This window comes from Anaerotignum propionicum DSM 1682, from assembly GCF_001561955.1.
GTDB classification, from domain to species: Bacteria; Bacillota; Clostridia; order Lachnospirales; family Anaerotignaceae; genus Chakrabartyella; species Chakrabartyella propionicum.
This window is the reverse complement of the sequence record NZ_CP014223.1, coordinates 898,799-922,276: the sequence shown is the minus strand read 5'-3', so window position 1 is coordinate 922,276 and position 23,478 is coordinate 898,799. Positions and strand designations below refer to the sequence as shown.

Annotated in this window: 26 protein-coding genes and 1 tRNA gene; 13 read left to right on the top strand and 14 right to left on the bottom strand. The window is 36.5% G+C overall.

Going from position 1 to position 23,478, the window contains the following annotated elements:
* Window positions 1–305 precede the first annotated feature (305 nt).
* From CPRO_RS04485 to CPRO_RS04445, 9 genes are all read right to left on the bottom strand, one after another.
* Complete coding sequence (locus CPRO_RS04485; RefSeq protein ID WP_066048302.1) at window positions 306–1,724, bottom strand: S1C family serine protease; 1,419 nt, start codon at window positions 1,722–1,724, stop codon at window positions 306–308.
* Between the two features lie 176 nt (window positions 1,725–1,900).
* Window positions 1,901–2,905, bottom strand: a complete 1,005-nt coding sequence (trpS, locus tag CPRO_RS04480) for a tryptophan--tRNA ligase (RefSeq protein WP_066048299.1) — start codon at window positions 2,903–2,905, stop codon at window positions 1,901–1,903.
* 86 nt (window positions 2,906–2,991) lie between these two features.
* Complete coding sequence (locus CPRO_RS04475; RefSeq protein WP_066048297.1) at window positions 2,992–3,216, bottom strand: PspC domain-containing protein; 225 nt, start codon at window positions 3,214–3,216, stop codon at window positions 2,992–2,994.
* Complete coding sequence (radC, locus tag CPRO_RS04470) at window positions 3,213–3,917, bottom strand: RadC family protein (protein ID WP_066048294.1); 705 nt, start codon at window positions 3,915–3,917, stop codon at window positions 3,213–3,215. The genes CPRO_RS04475 and radC overlap by 4 nt, the downstream gene beginning before the upstream one ends.
* A gap of 3 nt (window positions 3,918–3,920) precedes the next feature.
* Window positions 3,921–4,397: a ribonuclease FAU-1 family protein gene (locus CPRO_RS04465; RefSeq protein WP_066048290.1), complete on the bottom strand. Its 477-nt coding sequence runs from the start codon at window positions 4,395–4,397 to the stop codon at window positions 3,921–3,923.
* Between the two features lie 29 nt (window positions 4,398–4,426).
* Entirely contained in the window at window positions 4,427–4,717 is a 291-nt protein-coding gene (locus tag CPRO_RS04460) for a putative quinol monooxygenase (protein ID WP_066048288.1), read from the bottom strand.
* 199 nt (window positions 4,718–4,916) lie between these two features.
* Window positions 4,917–5,312, bottom strand: a complete 396-nt coding sequence (locus CPRO_RS04455) for a (deoxy)nucleoside triphosphate pyrophosphohydrolase (protein ID WP_066048285.1) — start codon at window positions 5,310–5,312, stop codon at window positions 4,917–4,919.
* An 11-nt stretch (window positions 5,313–5,323) separates the two neighbouring features.
* Window positions 5,324–5,629 carry a hypothetical protein gene (locus CPRO_RS04450; RefSeq protein ID WP_066048281.1) on the bottom strand — a complete coding sequence of 102 codons (306 nt, stop codon included), beginning with the start codon at window positions 5,627–5,629 and terminating at the stop codon, window positions 5,324–5,326.
* 384 nt (window positions 5,630–6,013) lie between these two features.
* Complete coding sequence (locus CPRO_RS04445) at window positions 6,014–7,249, bottom strand: DNA polymerase Y family protein (RefSeq protein WP_066048278.1); 1,236 nt, start codon at window positions 7,247–7,249, stop codon at window positions 6,014–6,016.
* Between the two features lie 320 nt (window positions 7,250–7,569).
* Between CPRO_RS04445 and CPRO_RS04440 the strand changes: the two genes are divergently transcribed.
* The 5 genes from CPRO_RS04440 (at window position 7,570) to CPRO_RS04420 (ending at window position 10,974) form a co-directional block, all read left to right on the top strand.
* A complete protein-coding gene (locus CPRO_RS04440) occupies window positions 7,570–8,391 on the top strand; it encodes a metallophosphoesterase (protein ID WP_236782384.1) in 822 nt (273 codons plus the stop codon).
* Window positions 8,392–8,538: 147 nt separating this feature from the next.
* Window positions 8,539–9,060, top strand: coding sequence for a peptidylprolyl isomerase (locus tag CPRO_RS04435; protein WP_066048275.1), 522 nt, complete (start codon window positions 8,539–8,541; stop codon window positions 9,058–9,060).
* Window positions 9,061–9,133: 73 nt separating this feature from the next.
* Window positions 9,134–9,217: transfer RNA gene (locus tag CPRO_RS04430), tRNA-Leu, on the top strand.
* 213 nt (window positions 9,218–9,430) lie between these two features.
* Entirely contained in the window at window positions 9,431–9,868 is a 438-nt protein-coding gene (locus CPRO_RS15705) for a hypothetical protein (RefSeq protein WP_066048272.1), read from the top strand.
* Window positions 9,838–10,974 (top strand): RNA-directed DNA polymerase, encoded by a 1,137-nt coding sequence (locus CPRO_RS04420; protein WP_236782415.1) that lies wholly within the window; start codon window positions 9,838–9,840, stop codon window positions 10,972–10,974. Before CPRO_RS15705 ends, CPRO_RS04420 begins: the two co-directional genes overlap by 31 nt.
* 166 nt (window positions 10,975–11,140) lie before the next feature.
* On the opposite strand, the gene CPRO_RS04415 is transcribed toward CPRO_RS04420, so the two are convergent.
* Window positions 11,141–11,989 carry a helix-turn-helix domain-containing protein gene (locus tag CPRO_RS04415; protein WP_066048262.1) on the bottom strand — a complete coding sequence of 283 codons (849 nt, stop codon included), beginning with the start codon at window positions 11,987–11,989 and terminating at the stop codon, window positions 11,141–11,143.
* A 221-nt stretch (window positions 11,990–12,210) separates the two neighbouring features.
* Here CPRO_RS04415 and CPRO_RS04410 point away from each other — a divergent pair, with 221 nt between their 5' ends.
* The 6 genes from CPRO_RS04410 to CPRO_RS04390 all read left to right on the top strand — a co-directional run bounded on the left by CPRO_RS04410 (window position 12,211) and on the right by CPRO_RS04390 (window position 15,813).
* The gene (locus CPRO_RS04410; protein ID WP_066048260.1) at window positions 12,211–12,546 is read left to right on the top strand and encodes a hypothetical protein; all 336 of its coding nucleotides are present in this window, start codon (window positions 12,211–12,213) and stop codon (window positions 12,544–12,546) included.
* Window positions 12,546–13,295: a hypothetical protein gene (locus tag CPRO_RS04405; protein WP_066048256.1), complete on the top strand. Its 750-nt coding sequence runs from the start codon at window positions 12,546–12,548 to the stop codon at window positions 13,293–13,295. The genes CPRO_RS04410 and CPRO_RS04405 overlap by 1 nt, the downstream gene beginning before the upstream one ends.
* A gap of 3 nt (window positions 13,296–13,298) precedes the next feature.
* Window positions 13,299–14,012 (top strand): FtsK/SpoIIIE domain-containing protein, encoded by a 714-nt coding sequence (locus CPRO_RS04400; protein WP_066048253.1) that lies wholly within the window; start codon window positions 13,299–13,301, stop codon window positions 14,010–14,012.
* 338 nt (window positions 14,013–14,350) lie between these two features.
* Window positions 14,351–15,229: a P-loop NTPase family protein gene (locus CPRO_RS04395; protein WP_066048250.1), complete on the top strand. Its 879-nt coding sequence runs from the start codon at window positions 14,351–14,353 to the stop codon at window positions 15,227–15,229.
* A gap of 14 nt (window positions 15,230–15,243) precedes the next feature.
* A complete protein-coding gene (locus CPRO_RS15545) occupies window positions 15,244–15,393 on the top strand; it encodes a hypothetical protein (protein WP_200777655.1) in 150 nt (49 codons plus the stop codon).
* Between the two features lie 21 nt (window positions 15,394–15,414).
* A complete protein-coding gene (locus tag CPRO_RS04390; protein WP_066048246.1) occupies window positions 15,415–15,813 on the top strand; it encodes a hypothetical protein in 399 nt (132 codons plus the stop codon).
* A gap of 86 nt (window positions 15,814–15,899) precedes the next feature.
* Here CPRO_RS04390 and CPRO_RS04385 read toward each other — a convergent pair whose 3' ends face one another.
* On the bottom strand, window positions 15,900–17,030 hold the full coding sequence (locus tag CPRO_RS04385) for a hypothetical protein (RefSeq protein ID WP_066048244.1): 1,131 nt from the start codon (window positions 17,028–17,030) through the stop codon (window positions 15,900–15,902).
* A gap of 244 nt (window positions 17,031–17,274) precedes the next feature.
* Here CPRO_RS04385 and CPRO_RS04380 point away from each other — a divergent pair, with 244 nt between their 5' ends.
* Window positions 17,275–17,643: a helix-turn-helix domain-containing protein gene (locus CPRO_RS04380; RefSeq protein ID WP_066048241.1), complete on the top strand. Its 369-nt coding sequence runs from the start codon at window positions 17,275–17,277 to the stop codon at window positions 17,641–17,643.
* The gene (locus tag CPRO_RS04375) at window positions 17,640–19,115 is read left to right on the top strand and encodes a recombinase family protein (RefSeq protein WP_066048237.1); all 1,476 of its coding nucleotides are present in this window, start codon (window positions 17,640–17,642) and stop codon (window positions 19,113–19,115) included. The genes CPRO_RS04380 and CPRO_RS04375 overlap by 4 nt, the downstream gene beginning before the upstream one ends.
* A 1,145-nt stretch (window positions 19,116–20,260) precedes the next feature.
* Here the strand turns inward: CPRO_RS04375 and CPRO_RS04370 are convergent.
* The 3 genes from CPRO_RS04370 to CPRO_RS04360 are packed head-to-tail and all read right to left on the bottom strand — an operon-like array spanning window position 20,261 to window position 23,397.
* Complete coding sequence (locus tag CPRO_RS04370) at window positions 20,261–21,214, bottom strand: galactose-1-phosphate uridylyltransferase (RefSeq protein ID WP_066048232.1); 954 nt, start codon at window positions 21,212–21,214, stop codon at window positions 20,261–20,263.
* Between the two features lie 10 nt (window positions 21,215–21,224).
* The gene (locus CPRO_RS04365) at window positions 21,225–22,826 is read right to left on the bottom strand and encodes an ABC transporter substrate-binding protein (RefSeq protein WP_066048229.1); all 1,602 of its coding nucleotides are present in this window, start codon (window positions 22,824–22,826) and stop codon (window positions 21,225–21,227) included.
* Between the two features lie 16 nt (window positions 22,827–22,842).
* A complete protein-coding gene (locus CPRO_RS04360; RefSeq protein WP_066048227.1) occupies window positions 22,843–23,397 on the bottom strand; it encodes a lytic transglycosylase domain-containing protein in 555 nt (184 codons plus the stop codon).
* Window positions 23,398–23,478: the final 81 nt, after the last annotated feature.

Below are 23,478 nucleotides of genomic sequence, written 5' to 3'. Positions count from 1 at the left end.
GTAAAAATAACATCCCCGTTTTAGGAAATGTCTATTGATAAACCTGTTCTCAAGTAAAGGAAAAAGATATCCCTTTTGTAGTTCTCGAATTATTTAAAAAATCATAATTGTTTAGCATACAGCCAAATAATTGATGATTTTCGAAAATTTTTGAAGGAGAAACTCACTAAAAAGGGGCTTAATTTTATTCTTTAGTTTAGTAGAAAAATTAACAAAAAAGCCGTAGGACTTAAAATCCTACGGCAAATTTCAAAAATATCGTTATTATCAGGGGTCTTGCTACACCCTTTCATTCTTAATTCTTTTTAACTATTTTTATCGGCAATGGTCATTTTAAGATCGTGTCCGGTCTTACCGTCTCTTACAACATGAACATCTACCGTATCCCCAACCTTTGTTTCACCTACAATTTTTACAAGGGAATCCATATCCATAACTGTGTTTCCATTAAAGCTGGTAATAATATCACCTACCATAATGCCGGCCTTTTCAGCAGGGCCACCCTCTGCAACTTCCATAATCAAAGCACCTACAGGCAGTTTATATAAATCTGCATTTTCAGAAGTAATGCTGGTACCTTTGATACCGATATAAGGTCTAGGCTGTGTTCCGTTCTCCAGCAAGTCTTCCACAATGGGTTTAATCACGTTACTTGGAATTGCATAGCCCATTCCTTCTGCCATAGAAGAATTGTATTTTGCAGTATTAATACCCACTACTTCACCTGCGCTATTTACCAAGGGGCCGCCGCTGTTTCCGCCGTTAATTGCGGCACTTGTCTGTAAAACATTCAGTTGATTACCTTCTACATTAATGGTTTGTTCTGTCATACTAACCATACCATCCGTTGCGGAAAGACCCATCCCCATTGCATTACCAATGGCAATTACGCTATCCCCAACCTCTAAGTGGTCAGAATCGCCAAAGCTTGCAACACTTACATTCTTTACACCTGCACTCTTTAATGCTTCCCATGATACCGTAATAACTGCTAGGTCGGATTCACTTTTCGTCCCCACAACCTTTGCTGGAACGCTGGCATCGCCTTCAAATGTAACAAAAATAGAGTTTGCGCCGTTAACTACATGATTATTTGTTGCAATCGCTACCTTATCATCATCGGAGTAAAAAATCACACCACTACCCATTCCATTCGCTTCATAAGGCACGCTAAAGGAGCCAAAATACTCAGCAGCACCTGAAACCTTCGTGGAAATGCTGACAACTGAGGGTTTTACACCTTTGATAATATCCACTGCCGACAGCCCCGTAGTAGAAGAAACTTTTTGTGCGATAATCGGTGTGTTGCTAACAACAGGTTCATCGGCAAAATAATATTTTACCGCACCATAACCAGCCCCCATACTTGCACCACCAGCCACACTTACAATCAAGCACGCAGCAATAAACTTCGCCCAATTTCTTCTTTTTCTCGGGGTTTTCTTCACCTGCTCCTCATAACGGTATTCCCGAAGGGAAGGGCCTTCACCATTTGGAGCTTTACCGCAGGAACATCCGTCGGTCTCCATGTCCTCTTCTTCAACCTGTTGTTCCTCAGTAAGTTCATCTTCAACCGCAGATCCCTCTATTATCTCCTTTTGGGTTGTCGTTTCAGATTCTTCTGTGATTTCCGGTTCCTTAGACATTTCCTGTTCATTCATTTTAGTATCTTCTGTTTCATTATTTTTTTTATTATTTAGAATCATATCTTCAGGGTCAAACATATCATATTCCTCCGTTCATTTATTTTATGATATGAGTATAGCGCATCCTTTTGAACAAAATATGAACATGAATTAAATAATCGGTTAATATTACCGAGTTTGGAAGCTCATTTTCTCAGTTAACAAACTATTTTTTACTAGAAACAAGTCTTGCAATGGCTGTTTCCTTAAAACGATTAACGGATTTTTGTTGGAAAGCCAACCTTTTTCTGTACTTTAGACAAAGTCTTCTCGGCAATCCTTCCTGCTTTTTCCGCACCGTTTTTAATCACGCTATCCAAATAATCCTTATTTGCTTCCAATTCTTTTACACGCTGTTGAATTGGCTCCAATTTGGCTACAACCGCTTCGCCCACAGCCACTTTAAAGTTACCATAGCCGGTATTGGCAAACTCTCTTTCTGCCTCTTCAGGGGAAACCCCTGTTACAGCGCAGTAAATTCCCAAAAGGTTGGAAATGCCCGGCTTATCTTCTCCAAAGCGCACTTGATTGTCAGAGTCTGTCATTGCACGTTTAAATTTATTCAAAATAACTGACGGCTCATCCATCAATGCAATAGTATTGTTTTTATTTTCATCAGACTTAGACATTTTCTTGGTAGGTTCTTGCAGTGCCATAATTCTTGCCCCAACCTTACCGATATACGCCTCGGGAATTTTAAAAGTATCACTATAAACACCGTTAAAACGTGCCGCAATGTCTCTGGTGATTTCCAGATGCTGACGCTGATCCTCACCAACAGGCACCAAATCCGTCTGATATAACAAAATATCTGCCGCCATCAAAACAGGATAAGTATATAATCCAGCATTGATATTGTCTGAATGCTTCGCAGACTTATCCTTAAACTGGGTCATTCTGTTCAGTTCTCCCATATAAGTATAGCAATTCAAAATCCAACCCAATTCAGCATGCTGAGGCACATGAGACTGATAATAAATAATATTTTTTTCAGGATCTAGACCAACGGCAAGGTATTGTGTTAATAAATCCCTTGCCTGCTTACGAAGCTTTGCAGGATCCTGACGCACAGTAATTGCATGCATGTCTACAATACAGTACAAACAATCATAGTCATCCTGAAGCTTTGTCCAGTTATTCAGTGCGCCCAAATAATTACCCAAAGTAATTAAACCCGAGGGCTGCATTCCACTGAAAATCCTTTTTTTATCCTCTGCCATGTTTCGTTCTCCTCTCACATATCACAATGAAAAAGATGGCCTGCGGAAGCTTCCCAGTGCCACCCTTTATCCCATTTCTTTCGCATTTATTGCTTTTCTTTGTACTCGCCGTCAATATACCCTGTATCAACCGGAACAACACATACACAAATCACATACGCCAAAACACCCAAAAAAACACCTGTAAATAAGCTTACCAAAATCCAAAGCAAACGAATTAACGTAGGGTCAACATCAAAATACTCACCAATGCCGCCACACACACCTGAAATTTTTACATTTGTACTAGAACGATATAATCTTTTTGTCATAATTGTTCCTCCATTACTTCTTTATTTAATAATTTATTCTCCAAAAAACTAAATGTCATACCATCTGCAATAATAATATGGTCAATTAACTGAACTTCTATTGCAAACAAGAGCTTCGCCAGCTTTGCAGTTGTCTCAATATCATCAAAGGTTGGCTTACAATTGCCTCCAGGATGATTGTGGGTGAAAATTACCGCTGAAGCCTGCAATTTTAATGCTGCCTCCATGACAACTCTGGGGTGTATCGCCGCTGAGTTTACTGTACCCTCGGCAATCTGCACTGTATTAATCACCCGCCGCTTATTGTCCAAGCATACTGCATAAAAAAATTCTCGGTTTTTATATGCCATCAAAGATTTGCAATATTCAATGGCAAGACCCAAGGAATTCAGCGTAGGTCTATCACGCCATCGGGCTTGTATGCACCGCTTGCTGATTTCTTTTTGCAAAGAAATCAATATCGCCGTGTTTATTCCCACACCGCAAAGACGAGAAATATCCATAGACTCAGCTTCCATTAGGGTTGGCAAGGAACCAAATTCCTTTACCATTTTATGAGCTAGGGGATTGGTATCTCCCCTGGGTACAGCATAATAAAGGAGCATTTCCAAAAGCTCATGGTCATGAAAACCTTCACCACCCTCTTGTAAAAACCGCTGTCTCATTCGTTCCCGATGCCCACTGTGGATACCCGCTGCCATAAGCTACTCCTCAATTTCCAATAACCGACTCAACTTGGTAAAGCCATTGGTGTATATAATTTGTAAAAGGGAATCCAGCCGTCTTAAGGCATCCTTGACAATTTTTTCAGAAATAATACCACTTTCCAAACAATCTGCAAGCTCTGCCAAATCAACCACCTTTACAAACCCATTTTCATAAATAATTACATCCGCCAATAAATCGCTAAAAATATAGGAATTTTGTTCCTTTTTATATTCAGTATCGATAATATCACAATAGTAATAAACCAACTCATTTTTTTCATTTAAGAATTTACTAACTTTAAAGCCTTGCTTTATATAATAGCAGGATATGCCGTGGTCAAAGTCCTCCTTTGGCCGAAAAACAAACCACTTTGTAATAATGACATCCTCATCACGATGAAGAATGATATCATCTTTTAGAAAAATTGTTTCATTTGGAATAAACCGTTTTCGATAGAGCTTTATTTCATTCAAGTTCTCACCTATCCCTTATATAAAAAAGCTCACTCAAATGATACAATTTCGCAGCGGCTCAAATGGGAATCTTTCCGCAAAGGCTGCAATTGAGGTACATAGGCTTTAAAATAATCAGAACCGGTGTGGGCATCTACCGCAGCTTGGTCAACATATTTTTCCACGAAATAAAATACTTCTGCTTCATTGGTATCCCGAACCAAATCGTAAAAAATACATCCGGGTTCCTTTCTTGTTTCCTCCACCATTTTTTTCGCAAGCTGTAAAAAAGCAGCCTGATTTTTCTCTGCCACAACGCTTTTTGCAATTAAAACAATCATGTTCTCAGTCCTTTGTATTTATAATAATTTCATTATAAGAAATTATACCATAAAATACAAGAACAGAGCTTAAAATGCGGCAAATTATTTAATAATATTTCTTTAATTTTTCATACAAGAAACATTGTTTAAATGTAGCAATATAAATGATGATGAAGTCTATCGGATTAAGTATCCAAAATATTGGGCTGCGTCTTCCTCAGCTTCCCTGCAATCCAAATTCCATCAAACGGGATAATATTTCTTTATCCGCAGGGCAAAAGGTGTATTCAGGAATCTCTTCTACTGTAATCCACCGAAAATCCTTGTGCTCCAGTAATTGAGGCTCACCTTGAATAATTTCACCTTGAAACAAAATCAAATTTATGGTGATATCTGGATATATATGGGTTAATTCCATATATTTTTTTCCTACCTTTATTTCTATGCCCAATTCCTCACGACACTCCCGTATAAGTGCTTCTGCCTGACTCTCTCCGGCTTCCAGTTTGCCCCCCACAAATTCCCAAAGAAGTCCCCTTTTTTTATGAGGGGGACGTTGACAAATCAAAAACCGGTTTTCTCTGCACAGCAGTGCCGCCACAACCTCTGTCATTCTGCCACCTCTTAACCAAAATAATCACATTCACAAAGCAATGCGAAACACTGATTCACCTCATCATCTTCAAACAGCGATCCATATTCACCCTTCACAATCAAAGCTTCCATTGATAGATCTAACCACTTACTTTTCTTGAGGATTTCAAAATTATCCGAACAACCATTTCTGCTTAAAGCTCTGCGAGCTACGGAAACACCTCCATACTGCTGAATTTCCTTTATAAGCTTTGCAGAATTATAACCTTCCAATCCCTTTGCCTGCTCTGCCTTTTTCATCCATTCCTCAGAAAAAATTTTTTCTATATCCGTCATAATTGTTCCTCCTTATTTCATCTTCTACATGTTTCCCATGTATTTGACTTGTTATAGATGCCAATCCTATTGAAAAACTTCGTCTTAATATTTAAACAAAAAAACCGCCAAAAATAATAATCAATCTAAATACTTTTCTTTATCTTTTTATATGCTCTAATGTTATCTTCATAATTCACCCGAATATCCCTTCATATCAGCCTTTTTGGGAAGAAAATTCAGAACACCCAAAGAAACAGAGGAAAGGCCACTTCCTTTCTTATTCGGAACAGACTAAATTCTAACTTACCCGTTGTGCACGCACCATTTGACACTACACGATGCTTCATGAGATATGAAGAAATTTATAATGAAGTAATTTAACATCCCTTTTAAGTGCCAAGATCATTTCTTTAGATGATTTATCTTTAAGCTTCCCCCACCGTAGGCAGGCTCAATGCCGCCAATAAAAGTAGATCTAACCACCGTTTCTCGTCCGTACTTCCCACGAAGAATATCCATGGCGGCATCCGCCTGCTTCTCCTTGCTCCAGTCCTCATCCAAAATGGAAAGCTGAATGCACTCGTCACTGCATAAATGTGCTGCACGAATCCCTAGATGGCGGATGGGTTCCTTCTTCCATGCTTCATCAAAAACCTTTTTAGCTGTTTCATAAACCGCATTGGTACAATCAATGGCATTCAACAGCTTTGTTTGATGGGAGTACACTTGAAAATCAGTGGTTTTAATTACCACGCCAATTTCTCTTGCACAAAACCTACCCTCTCGCAATCGCATAGAAACCGTTTCCGACAAGGAAAGAAGTATTTTGTAAGCCTCTTCCCGCTCCTCCACATCATAAGGGATGGTGGTGCTGTTCCCAACACTTTTCACCTCCTGCACTGTTTCCACATGAGCAACCGAAGTATCATCTATCCCATTGGCATAAGCATTCAGCATTCTGCCATAGCTTTTGAACTCCTTTTCCAAAAGAGCAGCAGGATACTTTGCCAATTCCCCAATGGTTCGGATGCCCATCTTCCTCAGTCGTGGACCAATTCTTCTGCCCACCATAAACATTTCTTCCACAGGCAAAGGCCATAGCTTTTTTTCCAACTCTTCAGGAAAGAGCGTGATGATTTTATCCGGCTTCTCCAATTCTCCAGCCATTTTTGCCAAAAGCTTGTTTACACTAATGCCAATATTTACAGTAAAACCCAATTCTTTTTTAATATGCTCTTTTATTTTTTCAGCCCCCTCCAAGGGTGTACCAAAAAGGTATTCCATTCCCGTATAGTCAAGAAAACCTTCATCAATACTAAAGGGTTCTACACGGTCGGAGTATTGAGAAAGGATGCGAAACATTTCTTCCGAATTTCTGGTATACAAAGAAAAGTCAGGAGGAACACAAATTAATTCCGGGCATTTTTGCAAAGCAAAGCCCTTTGGTTCCCCTGTGGAAATGCCATATTTTTTGGCAGGGGTGCTTTTTGCAAGTATTATGCCTCTGCGGCTTTCACTATCTCCCGCAACAGCTGAGGGAACGGTACGCAAATCTAACATACTGCCCTCTTTTAACATTTTTACCGCACTCCAACTTAAAAACGCACTATTGACGTCAATATGAAAAATTGTTCTCATGCCACCCCTCCTTTTTGCAAATTATACAAATTATCAAAATTTTTATACTCCAGCTCTAAAACTATAATATTATAACCGCTTCACACCAACGGAAAGATAATGTAGAAATGCACAGTCAAATTTTATCGTTTAATTCCATTTACTCAGTATACCACGAATAAAACAAGTCATCAATTGGGATAAGTCTACTTAGACACCTAAGGTAAGTAAAGTTAGAATGAACTTTCTGTCAATTATATACTTCCTAGAGACGCGCTCTTGTTTTCCAACGAAAACCTCTTTATAATGAAAAGAAATGAATAAAAATGGCGGTGAACTATTTGAAATTTTTTAAGAACAAAGCAATTTGCTCCTTGGTCTGTCTCGCAGGCTTTTTATATTGGCAAAATAATGGGCTTACACTGACAGAAACCACATATTCGAAAGAGGTCCCCAAGGGGTTTGATGGCTATAAAATTTTACAGGTTTCTGATTTGCAAAATAAGAGTTTTGGTCAAAACCAAGAAAAAATACTTGAAAAAATTAGAAATGCAGCACCAGATATTATCGTTATCACCGGTGATTTAATTGACCGTAATCGCACCAATCTGGACACAGCTATGACTTTCGTTGAGGGTGCAGTGAATATTGCCCCCGTTTATTATGTCAGTGGCAATCATGAACACCAATCAGGCTATTTTGAGGAGCTTTCTGAGCAATTAACAGAATCAGGTGTTACTGTTTTGGAAAACGGAAAAACCATTCTACAAAAAAACGGAGACACCATTGCCCTCATTGGCCTTGCGGACAAACGGGTGAACCCTTATTACCAAGCCGTACTTTCCACCCTAATAAAAGGGTCCCATGAAGATGTTTTTCAAATTCTTCTTTCTCATCGTCCCGAACTATTTGAGACCTATGTGGAGAGTGGGATAAATTTAGCTTTTACAGGCCATGCCCATGGGGGACAAATTAGACTGCCCTTTCTTGGCGGCATTTTTGCTCCGAATCAAGGCTTTTTCCCCACCTATACTTCTGGCGTTTATGAGAAAAAGGATACTGCAATGATTGTCAGCCGCGGTTTAGGCAACAGCACCTTTCCTTTCCGCATTTTTAACCGCCCTGAGCTGGTGATGGTCACTTTAAGATTTGAAAATATTTAAGGAATATTTGCGTCCGCATAGGCATTATGCTATAATGAGCCAAGCTATCCCCTTACCAAACCTTGGCATTCTTTTGCTTTTTTCTGTATGCCTCGGTTTGCAATGGGCAAATTAAAATAAAATGCTGATCATGAAAGGAAGATACTCATGGCAAAAAATCCTGTTATAACGTTTGAAATGCAAAACGGCAATGTAATCAAAGCAGAGCTGTATCCTGAAATCGCTCCCAATACGGTAAATAATTTTATTTCCTTGGTGAATAAAGGCTATTATAACGGCCTGATTTTCCATCGCGTCATTAATGGCTTTATGATTCAGGGCGGATGCCCCGATGGCACAGGTATGGGCGGACCCGGATATCAGATTCGTGGTGAATTTTCCATGAATGGCGTGAAAAATGACTTGAAGCACGATAAAGGTGTGCTTTCCATGGCTCGCGCAATGAATCCCAACAGTGCAGGCTCTCAGTTCTTTATCATGCATGAAAAATCCCCCCATTTGGATGGACAGTATGCCGCTTTCGGCAAAGTAATAGATGGACAGAATGTGGTGGATACCATTGCAACCGCTCCTACCAGCCGTGGTGACCGCCCCGTTGAGGATCAGGTTATGGTAAAAGTAAGCGTTGATACCTTTGGTGAAACATATCCAGAACCGGAAAAAATGTAAATTTTACAAAAAAATTAAAAAACTGCTTGCATTATATATTTTTTTATGATAATATAAGCAAGCAGTTTTACTTGCGGATGTGGCGGAACTGGCAGACGCACCAGACTCAAAATCTGGCGGTAGTGATATCGTGTGGGTTCGAGTCCCACCATCCGCACTTAACGCACATAACCCGAACATTCACTTTATAGGTGAGTCGTTCGGGTTTTTGCTTTTATTAGAATAAATTGAGAAATGGATATCTATTTTAATTGTTCTTCCTAATATTTTACAGTGAGGGGTATACCTACATAGCATTTCTTGATATAATAAATTAAAACTTTGCTTATTTTTGACGATAAATTGTATATGTTGGTGGGGAGGTTAATATATGAAATTGGATGCTATTTCAATAAAATGGGCAATTAATCATATAAAGCACAAGAGAGATACTGATTTGTTTCCTGTTCTAAAAGAATATAATATTTTATTTGAAGATGAAGAAGCACTAGTAAGAGAGTTATGTAATCTTGATATTGGAGCTTATAAATGGCAACCATATAGACGATTTATAATTCCTAAGGATGAATATTCATATAGAGTCGCAATGCAACTTGATCCAATAGATAATATATTGTTTGTTGCAATTACATATCAATTTGGCGATAAAATAGAAAAGAAACGTATACCTATTGAAAAAAAATGGTTTTTAACTATAGATTTTCTCCGAATGAAAACGGCGATTTATATGATAAGGCAGAAGCATGGTATAATTTTTGGAGTACATCCAAAGAAAATATTGCATGGTACTCACATGCAGTTTATATAGATATAGCAGATTTTTACAATAGAATTTATCACCATACTTTGGAGAATCAACTTATTGCGTGTGGATTTGAGAATCAAGTAATAAAAGCGATTAAGAATTTGCTTCAAAATACTACTCAAACAACATCTCAGGGCATTCCCACTGGACCACATGCATCACATATATATGCAGAAATGTGTTTAATACCTCTGGATGAGGGATTAATTTGTAAAGGGTATGAATTTTGCAGATATGCTGATGATATAATAATATTTACCGATTCAGAAGTCCAAGCAAGAATTGTAATCTATGAAATGGCAAAAATATTAGACAGCTTAAAGTTGAATATGCAACGGAATAAAACTAGAATTTTTAATCAAGAAGAGTTTGAAGCTTATTGCGATGATATGTTAGTCGATAACCCAATTAGCGAATTAGAAAAAGAAATGAATACCGTATTATCAAACCATTTAGACAGATTATATGGAGATACAGATTACGTAAATCTTGATGATATTAATAAGGAATTCTTTTCCGAGGAAACGTTGCAAAAAATATTATTAGAATATTTAGATGGTGATTTGGATTATCAGAGAATTAGATGGTTTTATAAGAGATTAAGCAAAGTGGGTGTTGATACTGCACTTGGTGTAACAGTCAAAGAGTTTGATAGATTAATACCAGCAATTAATGATATAGCGTTATATTTTGCTTCAATAGCCGATAGTAGCGGTGCAGGGCTTAGAGAAGTTGGTAGACAGTTATTAGGATTACTAAAAAATGAAATCATAAAATCAAATGACTTTTTTCAGATAACAATATTAAATTTATTTTCATATACAAACAAGTTTAATCACATTTCTAACCTAATAAATTTGTTTGGTAGCTCTAATGACTATGTAAAAAGAGAAATTATTTTGGCAGCGTATACTTCAGATGCAGTAGCATGGATTAGAGAAATCAAACAAGAATATCTTAATCTTGGCATTTGGACACAAAGGGCGTTATTGATTGCATCTTCATTGCTGCCAGTGGACGAGAGAAAATATTTTATACAAAATGTAACCTCAAATCAACAAGAAAATTTAACAATAAAGTTAATATCAAAAATCATATTGAAAAAATAGTATATAAACCGAACACTCAATTTATAGTCGAGTTGTTCGGCTTTTGCTTTATTGAAACGAAATAAAAAAAGGGATGACCGTATTGGCTATCCCTTTTTGAGACCATAGCCTTTTGTGTGCAATTTTTTAGCTTTAAAAATGATAATATAATATTAGGCTATAAATATTAAGTAGATGCCAATTCGTTAACCAGTTTTATTATTGTTTCCTGCTGTTCAGAGGAAGAATTTATCAACCGCCCCAGTAGCATAAAAGCAATTAATACATCCCAACCTTCTTCATCCACATTATAAATATTATGTTCGAGCTGTGATAAAAACAATTCACAATTTAATTCTGAAGTCTTATTTATTTTTTGGATTAGTTTTCTAATTTGGTTTTTACGGAAATCATTTCTATTTTCATCCTCAAGACCATCATTAAACCGTGTATATTTCTCATTACCAATTCTCTTTATTTTTGAATATAAAGAAATCCTATCAATTAAATTTAGTTGCATTTCAATATTTGTCTTCATTCCGTATAATTCGTTTTTTACTTTTATCTTGTTTTCTTCACTAAGCCGTTGAAATGTGCAAAAAAAATCCCATGAAACTCTTTCGATATCAAGGTAAGCATCGAAATTTTCATTAAGCACAAAAAGAGAACGTGGCTCAAGTCGCCTTAAATCAGTAAATATTTTACATTTAACTTTATATATAGAATGAATGAAATCGTCTTTGTATTCTAGTTGTCCTTCTGGTATCTTCAAAATTTGCTCAATCTGTTGTATAAAAACTGGTGGTATCGAACGCTCACCAATTCTCCATTTTTGCACTGATGACGGGCTTGTTCCAAGTATATTCGCTAGCTCCTCTATGGTTACCTTTTTTGGAATCCTTTCATTTTGCTGTTTAGGAATATCAAAAAGCATTTCATCTCCTATTAAATCATAAATGGGAATTTGATTATCTTTAATTTCCATGTAAGCACATAAAAGCTCTGCTTGTAAGGGATTTAGACGATTTTTTTTCATGTCGATGATTCCTCCATAAATCTTATTTAATATGTTTAAAAACCTCCCCATTTCCAGCTTTGCATTTTTGGGAAGTTACTCGTAGGACATTTTTGTTGTATTGTTTTATTAGAACAGAGATGCATCTTAGTTCTTAAGCGAATCGGAAGGTACAACCGAATCGCATCATTAAATACTATTATAACAATTTTTAATTTTAGATGAAAGGAGTTTGAATTATTATGATTAAAATCAATCAATTTGTCTTAAATTTACAGCAAATTGCCAATGGTGATACTCTGCTTTTAACGGATATTGTTCCTGTGAAAGAATTTGTTGACGGTAAATACACGGATAAAGTTATTGGATTTCGCTATACTTGTGTATGCCCTCAAAATAAATTTGAGCAAATTTCTATCAGGATTGAGGGGGTTAAACCTGTGATTACTCCCGAAGAACTTTCTGTAAAGGGCACAATAAAAGTAAAGCCAAAGAACTTTGAAGGACGGTTTTTTCGGGATCGTAGCGGAGAGTATCGCCTATCTGCAAAAGCAGAGTCTCTAGAGGTGATAAATTAATGAAACAAATTTATGAAAGACTGCGCCAATATTGGGATTATGGAGAATGGGGATATTTTATTCTTCTTCTTTTCATCACCCTTTCTACCGCAATATTCTTTATCGGAATATTATGCTGGGCACTTGAAGCAATATTTAATTTTTTGGTGTTCAAATTTGATTTCCTGATAACTGTAGGTGCGTGTGTAGGTGTTGTTGTTTACCTATGGAACAGTAGTAAAGAAGAAAAGCGAATAAAGCTTCAAGCAATAGAAGAACAGCATGCTGAGCAGTCAGCCGAAATGGATAAAGCAGTTGCTGAAAACAATTATTCTATTATTCGCCAATGCTTATTTACAGTGCTATCTGAACAGGCGGATAATATTGGTCTTGTAAAGCCATCCACATTTTCAGAAATGAACTCACCCAGTCGTATTATCTCTTGTAATGGCTTTTATCTCTGTCAATTTGTAGTTATGAAAAAAGGAACTGCTATTGATCTAAAGTTAATAAAAGAGTGTCTTCAAATGAGAATCGTTCAGAAATTAAATGCAGGGGAGTTCCCAGAACTATCAGTACGTTCGCATATCTATAATGGACGAGCCTATCCAATACTGTATATTCATACCCTAGAAGATACAGGGGGATATATCCAAATAAATACCGCCTTAGTGAATAATAAGTATTGCCAGAGCCTTGAAGCTAGTAGGTATGCTCAACAACAAAATGCACTACCTGCAACTACAATTAGTAGGGATGTTGATTTTTAAAGTATGGTAAATAAAATTTTACTTCGGCATGACTATTTAAAACTTGGCATCAGTCAGTATATTGATTGGCTACCTGAAAAAGCACCGCATATCATTGTATGCGGTGCTACGGGAAGCGGTAAAACATACTTCACTAAACTTTTATTGGGTAAAATTGCTTTATTTGAATCAACGGCACAGATTTATATATGCGACTTCAAGGGTGATAGAGATTTTGAGTTTCTAAATGGTTGTAACCACTTTTACAGATTTATAAAATGCCAAGACGGCTTACAAGATTTTTATAATCGTTTTCAGCAACGGCAAAACGGTGAAGATAAAAGTCAAAATATGATAGTATTGTTTTTTGATGAATGGGCGGCATATTGCAACAGCCTTGATAAAAAGGTCATAGAGATTGAAAAGCAAAAGTTATCAAATCTTCTTATGCTTGGACGATCCTTTAAAGTACATATCATTATCGCCCAACAAAGGGCAGATGCTCAATACTTTGGCACTGCAAGAGATAACTTCAGCCTGTCTATAGGGCTAGGCAATCTAAGCGAAGAAAGCAAAAATATGTTATTTCATGAGTTTAAAAACCAAATGAACCCTGACCGAACACAAGGAACAGGATATATGCTTACAAATGGTGCAGAAATCACCTCTGTGGTTGTCCCAGCTATAACGGACATGAATAAGTTGCACCATGTTATTAAACAGGGCATAGAACGTTAAAAATGCCCCTGTATAGCCTTTGTGTGTCTGCGAAGCAAAGGACACGCAAAGGTCTGTGCAGGGTGCGCCACGCCATGCGTGGCGATGGTTGTTGCCTAGCTTAGTATTACCTAGGCAACCTCTGTCGCAAATACCATCGCAACTAGATAAATACTAGCTTTAGAAGCCTGCGACACCAAAAGTCGCAAGTCGCAAAGTATGAAAGGGGTGATTCCAATTCCTAAGGATACGCAATCCAGAAAATGGCAAATCACTATAAATAATCCTCTTGAAAAGGGAATCACACACGAAAAAATAAGGGAAGAATTGCAAAAATAAAGCCCATAATTTACTATTGCATGAGTGACGAAGTTGGAGGGAAAGAAAGAACACATCACACCCATATCTTTATAGCTTGCTCTTCTGCTATACGTTTTTCAACGATTAAAAACAGATTCCCTCAAGGTCATGCGGAAATCGCAAGAAGTACATCGGCAACTAATAGAGACTATGTGTTTAAAGAAGGCAAGTGGGAAAATGATCAAAAAGCAGGTACAAAAATACCTGATACCCAAGAGGAATGGGGAGAACTTCCTGCTGAACGTCAAGGTATGCGGAATGATTTGGCTGACTTATATGACATGATAAAGGATGGTATGACAAATTTTGAGATTATAGAAGAAGTTCCCGAACACCTGTTGAATTTAGATAAAATTGAAAAAACCAGACAGACCATTAGAGAAGAGCAATTTAATACCACTTTTCGAATACTAGAGGTTATATACATATGGGGTGCAACGAATACAGGCAAGACACGAAGTGTTATGGAACAATTTGGATATGAGAATGTTTTTAGAGTAACTAACTATCAGCATGGGGGCTTTGATGGTTATAAAGGTCAGGATGTGATAATATTTGAAGAATTTCGTTCCAGTCTTAAAATTCAAGATATGCTTTGTTATCTTGATGGCTATCCACTTGAATTACCTTGTCGCTATGTAAATAAGGTTGCTTGTTTCACAAAAGTTTTTATTATAACAAATATAAACCTCACAGAACAATATAGAGCAAATTTTTGCCAAGATAAAGAAACATGGGACGCTTTTATTAGACGAATAAACAAAGTACGAGTTTATAAAAAAATAAATACCTATGATGAATACACAACAGAAGAATATTTAAAATGTAGTTGGTTTTATGATGAAGACTTGTGTAATGATAACCCTTTTGAAGATTAGAAAGAGGAAATAAAATGGTTAACGAGGAGCCTAAAAAAGAAAATATAATTCCTAAAAATGAAATAGAAGTGTTAGCTCGTTGCCTTTTTCCTTATATTCTTGAATATTTCGAAAGTGCAGAAGGACAACGAGAGTTTACACAATGGAGACAGACAAATACTTAATACATATAAGGAGGACTAAAAATGTATGTTGATAACTGTGATTTTTTTACAGATGGAGAAAAATACTATATCGGATTTAACGGAGTTAGAGCAATAGATATAGAAGAGCAGACGCTTGTAGTTATGCCCCCAAATTATACTTTATTATTAGGGCAAGCTAAAGTTAAAGAAATATGTAAAGCGTTGGTTAGAAATAGAAGGTTACCCCAATTAAAAAATATTAAAAAAGGAGATTACGTTGAATTTAACGCTTTCGGAAGGTTTGAGGGTTTTGTTGTGTATCATCTTGATGAGCATTTTGATACGACTGGGGATGATTGGAATACTTCGTTCTCATTCATTCCCCATTGCAAAGGCTATACTTTACTAGCCCATATACCTGGGAAAGAGGTGTTGGATCATTTGTTAAAGCATATATAAACAAGGGCGGATAGCTGTTAAGCTATCCGCAATCTCTGTAGAAGAATCCCCTGTTTCAGAATGAAACAGGGGATTCTTCTACAGATTTATGCGTTTGGACTACCTGCTGGAAATGGTACAACATGGAATGTTACATCGCCAATATATTGACCTTTTTCAGCTCTTTGACTATAAGGAACATCACCATCAACTACGTAACATTGCAAAGTTACATCACCATAGTTATTACCAATAATATTATAATTTTGAAAAGTAACTTTATAATAATCTAATACTTCAGTAACTTTAATCTTATCTTCACCAAATCCAAACCAAAAATCTGTACTATTTAACGATCCATAAATATCAGTATAAGGTTGTTCTTTACTCTCAAAATACAAAGCTTTATTTTCTGCAACAGTATCTGGTAAGTATCCAGCTACTGCATATGCATCTACTGCTTCACCTTTAAACAACCAAACTTCTTTATTTAACTGGATAGGTTTTACACTAATATTTCTCTCAGAATATTTAATTTTCTTACCGTTATATTCTTGATAATAAGATAATGTATAATCACCATATTCTTTAATATTAATAAAGTTTCTTAATTCTCCTTTTGAATTATTTTTAGTTTCACAAGTAATACCAGGCTTATTAGATACACATGTGTATTTAGCTCCTTGAAGTAAACTACTTGCTCTTAAAGTCTCTTCATATAACCCAATAGTATAACAAGTATCTATTGAATAAGTTTTATGAATTTTTCCTATTTTTACATGATCTTCATCATATTCCGTCTTTACTTTATAAATTTCATCGTTTATAAATAAAGAGGATTCAGCTTTATTTACTTTAACAGCTGATCTTCCAATTTCAATAAACTTACCATTACTTTTTTCATATAATCTTATTTTAGTAGTTCCAGCAGAAACACCAATTAATTTAATACTAGGTTCTTCATACTCACTTGTACCTAATTTACAAGTAACAATAGAATTATTATCCGAACCTACTGAGTAAGTATACCCATCTTTGAAGATATAAGGAGATAACATTATCTCTTGATCAATCCATTGATTACCCGCATTCTTCTTATCTCCAATATTAATTGTTATTAATCCATCACTATTAGAAATACCCCAAATTTTATTTTCATAAGCAAAAACTTCGGAAATATTAAAAGCATTTACACATAAGCATAAAGATAATCCTAAAGCAATCTTTTTTATTTTCATAGTTATTACCTCCCCTAAGTAAATCCCCTTCTTATACAAACAATCTCCCTGCTTTAATTCTTAAAACAAGCATAAAAATATTAATTTTAGTTATTTAACGCCTTTTTAATTATACATTAATTTTTCAACTTTTAAAGAGTTTTATGGGATAATTTTCCGAATATACAAAATAAAGGTGATTACACTAAATTTGTGTTGACAAATCAACACGAAAATTGTATATTTTTGTAAAGGAGTGGGAAAAATGAATGAAATATCCTTGAAACTAAAATTTTTAAGAGAAAGTATCGGTATTTCTCAATCAAAAATTGCTGAGTTAATTGGTACGACGCAAGCTAGTATTAATCGTTATGAAAATGCGCAGTCCTCGCCACCACTTAAGACATTGCTTTGGTATGCAGATTTTTTTGATGTATCAATGGACTATATTTTTGGACGAACCGAACAACCGCAGGGAAAGCTTTATACCAACAATCCAAATGTTATTGAAGCAGTAACTGAAAATAATAAAGAGTTGAAGCAGTTTGTTGATATGTGCTTTGATGCATCATCACCAATTAGCAAAAAGCTAAAAAATATGCTTGTTGAAATGTTACAGGAGGGCAAACAATGAAAGCAATCATTTATGCACGTTATTCCTCTGATAACCAACGTGAAGAAAGCATAGAAGGACAGTTAAGAGAGTGCAAAGCTTATGCTGAAAAAAACGAAATTACTCTTTTAGGTACATATATTGACAGGGCTTTATCTGCAAAAACGGATAACCGCCCCGAATTTCAGCGCATGATAAAAGACAGCTCTAAAAATCTATTTGATATGGTGCTTGTTTGGAAGCTTGACCGCTTTGCACGAAACCGCTATGATAGCGCCCATTATAAGTCAATCTTGCGTAAAAATGGAGTTAAGGTAGTATCAGCTACCGAAGCCATTGCTGATGATAGCACAGGTATTTTGCTAGAAAGCCTTTTAGAGGGATATGCTGAATTTTACAGCGCTGAACTTTCTGAAAAAGTTATTAGAGGTCTTACAGAAAATGCTTTAAAATGTAAATATAATGGCGGTGGTTTACCCATTGGTTACACGATAGATAACGAACAATATTTTCAAATTGACCCTTTAACAGCACCTCTTGTACTGGAAACATATAAACGCTATGCCGATGGTGAAACGATAAAACAGCTTGTGGATTATCTAAATAGCAAGGGTATACAAACCTACCGACATAAACCCCTGTGTATTGACTCAGTTAAAAGATTATTGCGGAATCGTCGATATATTGGAGAATATAAGTATCGTGATACAATCATTCCAAATGGAGTTCCTGCAATTATTCCAAATGATCTATTTGAACGTGTAGGAGAACGATTGACAAGGAATAAGACAGCCCCTGCTCGTGCAAAGGCAAAAGACGAAAAATATTTACTTACAACGAAATTATTTTGTGGAAAATGTGGTAAATTTATGGTTGGAGAAAGTGGAACAAGCAAAACAGGACATACCCATAGATATTACCGCTGTGTTAATACCAAAAAGAAAAAAATATGTGATAAGAAACCTGTTAGAAAAGATTGGATTGAGGAAATAGTTATTCAATATACGAAGAAAATTCTTTTTAATGATAAGTTGTTAAATGATATTGCTGATAGTATCCTTACATTACAAAAAAAAGAAAATTTTACCCTTCCGATGCTTAAAAAACAACTTTCTGAAACAAATAAAGGAATTGAGAATATTCTTAATGCAATTCAACAGGGAATCTTAACAAGTTCTACAAAAAATAGATTAGAGGAATTAGAAGAAGCAAAAAATCAGCTTGAAATTAATATTATTCAAGAAGAAATGGAAAAGCCCGCATTAACAAAAGATCAAATTATATTTTGGTTACATCGTTTTAGAAATAGTGATATAAGTAATCCTGATCATAGACAACGATTAGTTGATAGTTTTATAAATTCTGTCTATTTGTATGATGATAGAATTATTTTAACATTTAACTATAAAGAAGGTAGTAAAACGATTTCGCTAAATGATATAGAAAGTTCGGATTTTAGTGCTTCTGGTGCACTGATAAAAAGCCATGTATGAGATTAATCTCACACATGGCTTTTTTGTTTTATCATAAATACTACAACGCAGAATAGACATTGATAAATGAAACGCCAAATCTTTTGTTCGTTATGTTCTTTCCAATTAAAATTATTTTTTAGTAAACCCTCCTCTTAAACAGTTACATTATATGCCCTCCAAAAATCATGCCTCTAAATTCGTAAATCCGAGTCTCCCCCGTAGGTATAAGTTCGGATTCTTTTTAGTTATCAATCTTTTTATGAATAAGACTACGCTAGTTCCATTGTTTAGCCATTGAAGATACCTTTATTACCTCTTTAGTATCTCTCAGGCCGTTGAGCAGTTGACCACTGTGGAATCGTTTCTTCTGTTTTAGGGCTGCATGAAGACAGAACAAGTAGTAAACAAAGATTTCCCAAAAAGATAATTTTTTTAAACATAGACATCTTCCTTTCTATTTTTTTGGTTATAGATCAGCTAGCCCTATAGAGAGTCCGCTGTTTAAATGAAAGAAATATAGATTGCATCAAATACTGAAATCTACGTAACCTTTGGAGGACAATCAATCTGCAAGGGGAAGAAACCAATCAACAAGGGGGAAAATTCGAATGAAACGGTCAAAAAACATAGAGCAAAGGGCAGGAATTTTTATTGGTTACTATTCATAGAAAAAATGTTCTGTACCTTTATACAAAAATCCGTTTCCTATAGACATTGGAAAATATAAGCTTCTGGTTCAATCAAAAGAAGACTATAACTCCATTGATGTATATCAATTGGATAAGTCAATTGTAGTAAATGCAAAGTCAGAATCAGCCTTTTTTGATGTGCTCAGTTTGTAGTGGAAGGCAAAAAGCCAGTTATCTGCCGAGGATATAACAATCACATGGACTACTTTAACCGGAAGCACTGAAAAAACGGAAGGGCACGACCGAATCATTGCCGAAATAAAAATTGAAGATAATGGTACAGTCATTCTTGATAAAAAAATTAATTTTATGAAAAAGGCTATCGGTGGCGTGACAGATATACCGATAGATCGTACGGAGTAAAACACAGCACATCTTTTTCTTTTGAATGATTTATTCAAAATACCAGCATAAAAAAGACCACTTACAAGGCATACCCTTGCATGTGATCTCTTTTTACCAATTTAGTATAAATCATATTTTCTTACGATAATATTCCGCCGCCTGCTCCGGTAAAATAGAATTGATATAGCTACCGGTTGCATACTCAAAACCGGCAAACCCACCTATTCTTGGCAAAATTTCCATATGCCAGTGAAAGTCCCCTCCCACTTCACCGTCAATCATACAAATATTATACCCTACATCTTTACGCAGTGATGAAACCTTAGGCAATATCTCTTTTATTATAACAGATAAAGCTTCCAATTCTCCTGCTGTAACATGGGCAAAGCTTGCAATATGCCTTTTCGGGCAAATCCAAAGCTCATAAGGAAAGCGGGATGCATAAGGTGTGATTACGGCGAAGTCTTGATTCTCCACCACAACACGATTTTGTTGTTCCTTTTCAAAAGCAAGCATTTTACAGAAAAGACAATCTCCATTTTGCATATACCCCTGCATGATGACCTCTCTTTGGGGCAAAACCGGCATCCCTACAATCTGCCAATGAGAATGACGTATACTCATTCCTGCTGAAGGGCCACAGTTTTTAAATATCTGAATATATTTCACTTTTTTCGATACAATCATTTCGTTATACCGCCGTTGTAAAACAACGAAAACCTTACTCAGATGTTCTAAAGAAAATTGGTCAATGGTTTCCTCATGATTTGGGGTGTCCACCAGAACCTCGTGAAGCCCTTGACAGGGAAGCTGTTGATAAAAAGAATTCTCACAAATAGCTTTCTCTTCCTCACACACAGCAGGAAACATGTTGGGAAAAACCCGAATGGTCCAGAGATCATCTGTACCATCCTGATAGAAAGGGGCTGTGGTTTTATCTTCATTTCCACCACAAAAGGGACAATCCTCATTACTATTATTTTTTACTTCGATTTTATGCAAAAATTCATAGGGGCGGTTTTTCCGATTCTCTGCATAATGGGTCCACTCACCTGTAAACGGATTTTTTCTTAATTCCGACATTGTCCTCCCCCTATTCTTTCTTGCTCTCAAAAGTCCACTGATTCACTGAATGGAAAATATTATCCTCCGTAGGTATAATCACACCCCCAACACGGTTAGATACAAACATGGCCTTACTGCGAAAAGCAATACTAATATATGGAAGTTCCTCTGCGATACGTTTTTGAAGGCTGCTATAGGCCAACAACGTTGCCCCTTCTCCTACCGCCTGATTGGCAGCCAACAGCAAATTGTCCATCTGCTCGTCGTGATAACCAATATAATTTAAGCTTCCATTACTGCCGAAAAAGTCATATAAATCTGTAACAGGGGACATCTGCCAACCTCCGACGATTAGGTCATAATCCCCACCTGTAAATTTCTCCTGATATTGGGCAAAGGGCAAAATTTCCAAGGTTACATCAAAGCCCAAAAGGGTAAGCTCATCTCTAAGTTTTGTTGCGGTCTGCCTTCTTGCACTGTTTTCCTGATTTGTCAATATTGAAACATGAAGGGACTCCGGTTCATTTTCTTTTTCCAGCCTGCCATCCCCGTTTTTGTCAGTCCACCCTGCATTCTTCAGCAACGTTGTCGCCATATTTGTATCATAATCAAAGGGCGCAACGTTTTCTTCATACAGCCAAGAACTTGGACTTACAGGAGTGTAGGCAATTTTTGCGTACTGCAGATAAACATTTTCACAAATTGATTTTTTGGGCAATGCGTATGCTACCACCTGTCGCATATTTCGATCTTGAAATAAAGAACGATGAAAATTAAAGCCAATAAAGTCATATTGATTTGAGGTAAATTGGTGTACCCCCGTCACACCCTCATCGGCATAACGCCCCGTTTCAATGGCATCAGTCACCAGAATATCCGTCATTCCCTGATCAAAAGCATATACATCCGTTTCAGCGCCACCAGTCGTGCGAACAGAGATGGTCTCTATTTTCGGCTTGCCCTCAATATAGGTGGGGTTTGCTGTCAATATCATTTCTGATGCAATAGAATAAGACTTCATAGAATAAGGCCCACTACCCATAGGAGACATATTTGCACCGCTTTTCGGGTCTGTTTGACCTTGATAATAAGCCGCAGAAACTACCGGAAAATTTAAGGCTGCCACACTTTTACTAAATGGTTCTCGAAAATGAATATCAATGGAGTACTGACCTGTTTTAGAATAGCTTGAAACGTAGTCCAATACCTTTTTATAAACTGAATCGTCAGCAGAACCCCGAATGGTTTCAATAGAAAATGCCACATCATCCGCCGTCAAAGAAGAGCCATTTTGCCACGTAATATCGTTACGTAACTCCAAGGAAAGTGTTGAGCCATCTTTAGAATAACTCCAACTTTTTGCAATTGAAGGAGAAGGTTTTCCAGCCTCGTCAAAGGCAATCAAAGGCTGATAAATAAGTTTCAGTACAGTATCTACTGTGGCCTCCCTGTTTCGCAGAGGATTCAACGTCTCCGGAACCCGCATGGATAGCGTTAAAACACGGCTCTCCCCTTGGGTTTTTGCCACATTTCCGGAAACATTAAAATTATTTTTTTCTCCACTTCCATTTGTACATCCTGAAAAAAGCAGGATACAAGCAAAAATCAGAGGAATTAATTTCTTTTTCATATGTGCCTCCCAGAAGCTATAAACGATAACAAATTTTATAAAGCTTTTGCATAAACTCAACTTTTTTTACGTAACTATTTGTTTCTGCAAAAGGGATTTCTTTTAAGTGATAGCCATCATCACTATATTTTTCATCAGCAAGCCATTGGCTAACTTTCCCATGCCCAGCATTATAAGCTGCCAAAACAGTTGGCTCCACCTCATCAAATTTATCCTCCAGCCATTGCAGATACCAAGTTCCCACTGCTATGCTGGTTTCAGGGTCTTTTAAATCAATGGTTTCCACATCCAAATAATCTATACGGCTGGCAGCCCACCAACCTGTTTCCGTGGTAACCTGCATCAAGCCCTTTGCCCCCGCTCTGGAATGGGCATCGGGGTCAAAACGGCTTTCACAAAAAATAACTGCGAAAATTAAGGACTCCTCTACATCATACATTTTTGCATACTTTTCAACCTGCTCACGATATTTTAAGGGCAGCACTTGGGGTAGCACAACATAATATCCAAAAACGCCCACACCCAAGAGCAAGAAAACCCAAATGAGTAATTTCTTGATTAAACGAAACATCTCTTCACCTACGAATCATAAGAATTATAATTACTTTCCTTTTAATATTACTATGCTAGCATTCTTCTAATATAAGCTTAT

Bases quoted from the DNA above. Each gene is read 5' to 3' on its own strand.
- CPRO_RS04460 (WP_066048288.1), bottom strand. From the start codon at position 4,717: ATGATTGTTTTAATTGCAAAAAGCGTTGTGGCAGAGAAAAATCAGGCT.
- CPRO_RS04485 (WP_066048302.1), bottom strand. From the start codon at position 1,724: ATGTTTGACCCTGAAGATATGATTCTAAATAATAAAAAAAATAATGAA.
- CPRO_RS04360 (WP_066048227.1), bottom strand. From the start codon at position 23,397: ATGTTTCGTTTAATCAAGAAATTACTCATTTGGGTTTTCTTGCTCTTG.
- CPRO_RS04405 (WP_066048256.1), top strand. From the start codon at position 12,546: ATGAAACAAATTTATGAAAGACTGCGCCAATATTGGGATTATGGAGAA.
- CPRO_RS04390 (WP_066048246.1), top strand. From the start codon at position 15,415: ATGTATGTTGATAACTGTGATTTTTTTACAGATGGAGAAAAATACTAT.
- CPRO_RS04395 (WP_066048250.1), top strand. From the start codon at position 14,351: ATGAGTGACGAAGTTGGAGGGAAAGAAAGAACACATCACACCCATATC.
- CPRO_RS04375 (WP_066048237.1), top strand. From the start codon at position 17,640: ATGAAAGCAATCATTTATGCACGTTATTCCTCTGATAACCAACGTGAA.
- radC (WP_066048294.1), bottom strand. From the start codon at position 3,917: ATGGCAGCGGGTATCCACAGTGGGCATCGGGAACGAATGAGACAGCGG.
- CPRO_RS15545 (WP_200777655.1), top strand. From the start codon at position 15,244: ATGGTTAACGAGGAGCCTAAAAAAGAAAATATAATTCCTAAAAATGAA.
- CPRO_RS04400 (WP_066048253.1), top strand. From the start codon at position 13,299: ATGGTAAATAAAATTTTACTTCGGCATGACTATTTAAAACTTGGCATC.
- CPRO_RS04365 (WP_066048229.1), bottom strand. From the start codon at position 22,826: ATGAAAAAGAAATTAATTCCTCTGATTTTTGCTTGTATCCTGCTTTTT.
- CPRO_RS04445 (WP_066048278.1), bottom strand. From the start codon at position 7,249: ATGAGAACAATTTTTCATATTGACGTCAATAGTGCGTTTTTAAGTTGG.
- trpS (WP_066048299.1), bottom strand. From the start codon at position 2,905: ATGGCAGAGGATAAAAAAAGGATTTTCAGTGGAATGCAGCCCTCGGGT.
- CPRO_RS04455 (WP_066048285.1), bottom strand. From the start codon at position 5,312: ATGACAGAGGTTGTGGCGGCACTGCTGTGCAGAGAAAACCGGTTTTTG.
- CPRO_RS04385 (WP_066048244.1), bottom strand. From the start codon at position 17,030: ATGAAAATAAAAAAGATTGCTTTAGGATTATCTTTATGCTTATGTGTA.
- CPRO_RS04475 (WP_066048297.1), bottom strand. From the start codon at position 3,216: ATGACAAAAAGATTATATCGTTCTAGTACAAATGTAAAAATTTCAGGT.
- CPRO_RS04415 (WP_066048262.1), bottom strand. From the start codon at position 11,989: ATGAAAAAAAATCGTCTAAATCCCTTACAAGCAGAGCTTTTATGTGCT.
- CPRO_RS15705 (WP_066048272.1), top strand. From the start codon at position 9,431: ATGAAATTGGATGCTATTTCAATAAAATGGGCAATTAATCATATAAAG.
- CPRO_RS04370 (WP_066048232.1), bottom strand. From the start codon at position 21,214: ATGTCGGAATTAAGAAAAAATCCGTTTACAGGTGAGTGGACCCATTAT.
- CPRO_RS04380 (WP_066048241.1), top strand. From the start codon at position 17,275: ATGAATGAAATATCCTTGAAACTAAAATTTTTAAGAGAAAGTATCGGT.
- CPRO_RS04435 (WP_066048275.1), top strand. From the start codon at position 8,539: ATGGCAAAAAATCCTGTTATAACGTTTGAAATGCAAAACGGCAATGTA.
- CPRO_RS04410 (WP_066048260.1), top strand. From the start codon at position 12,211: ATGATTAAAATCAATCAATTTGTCTTAAATTTACAGCAAATTGCCAAT.
- CPRO_RS04450 (WP_066048281.1), bottom strand. From the start codon at position 5,629: ATGACGGATATAGAAAAAATTTTTTCTGAGGAATGGATGAAAAAGGCA.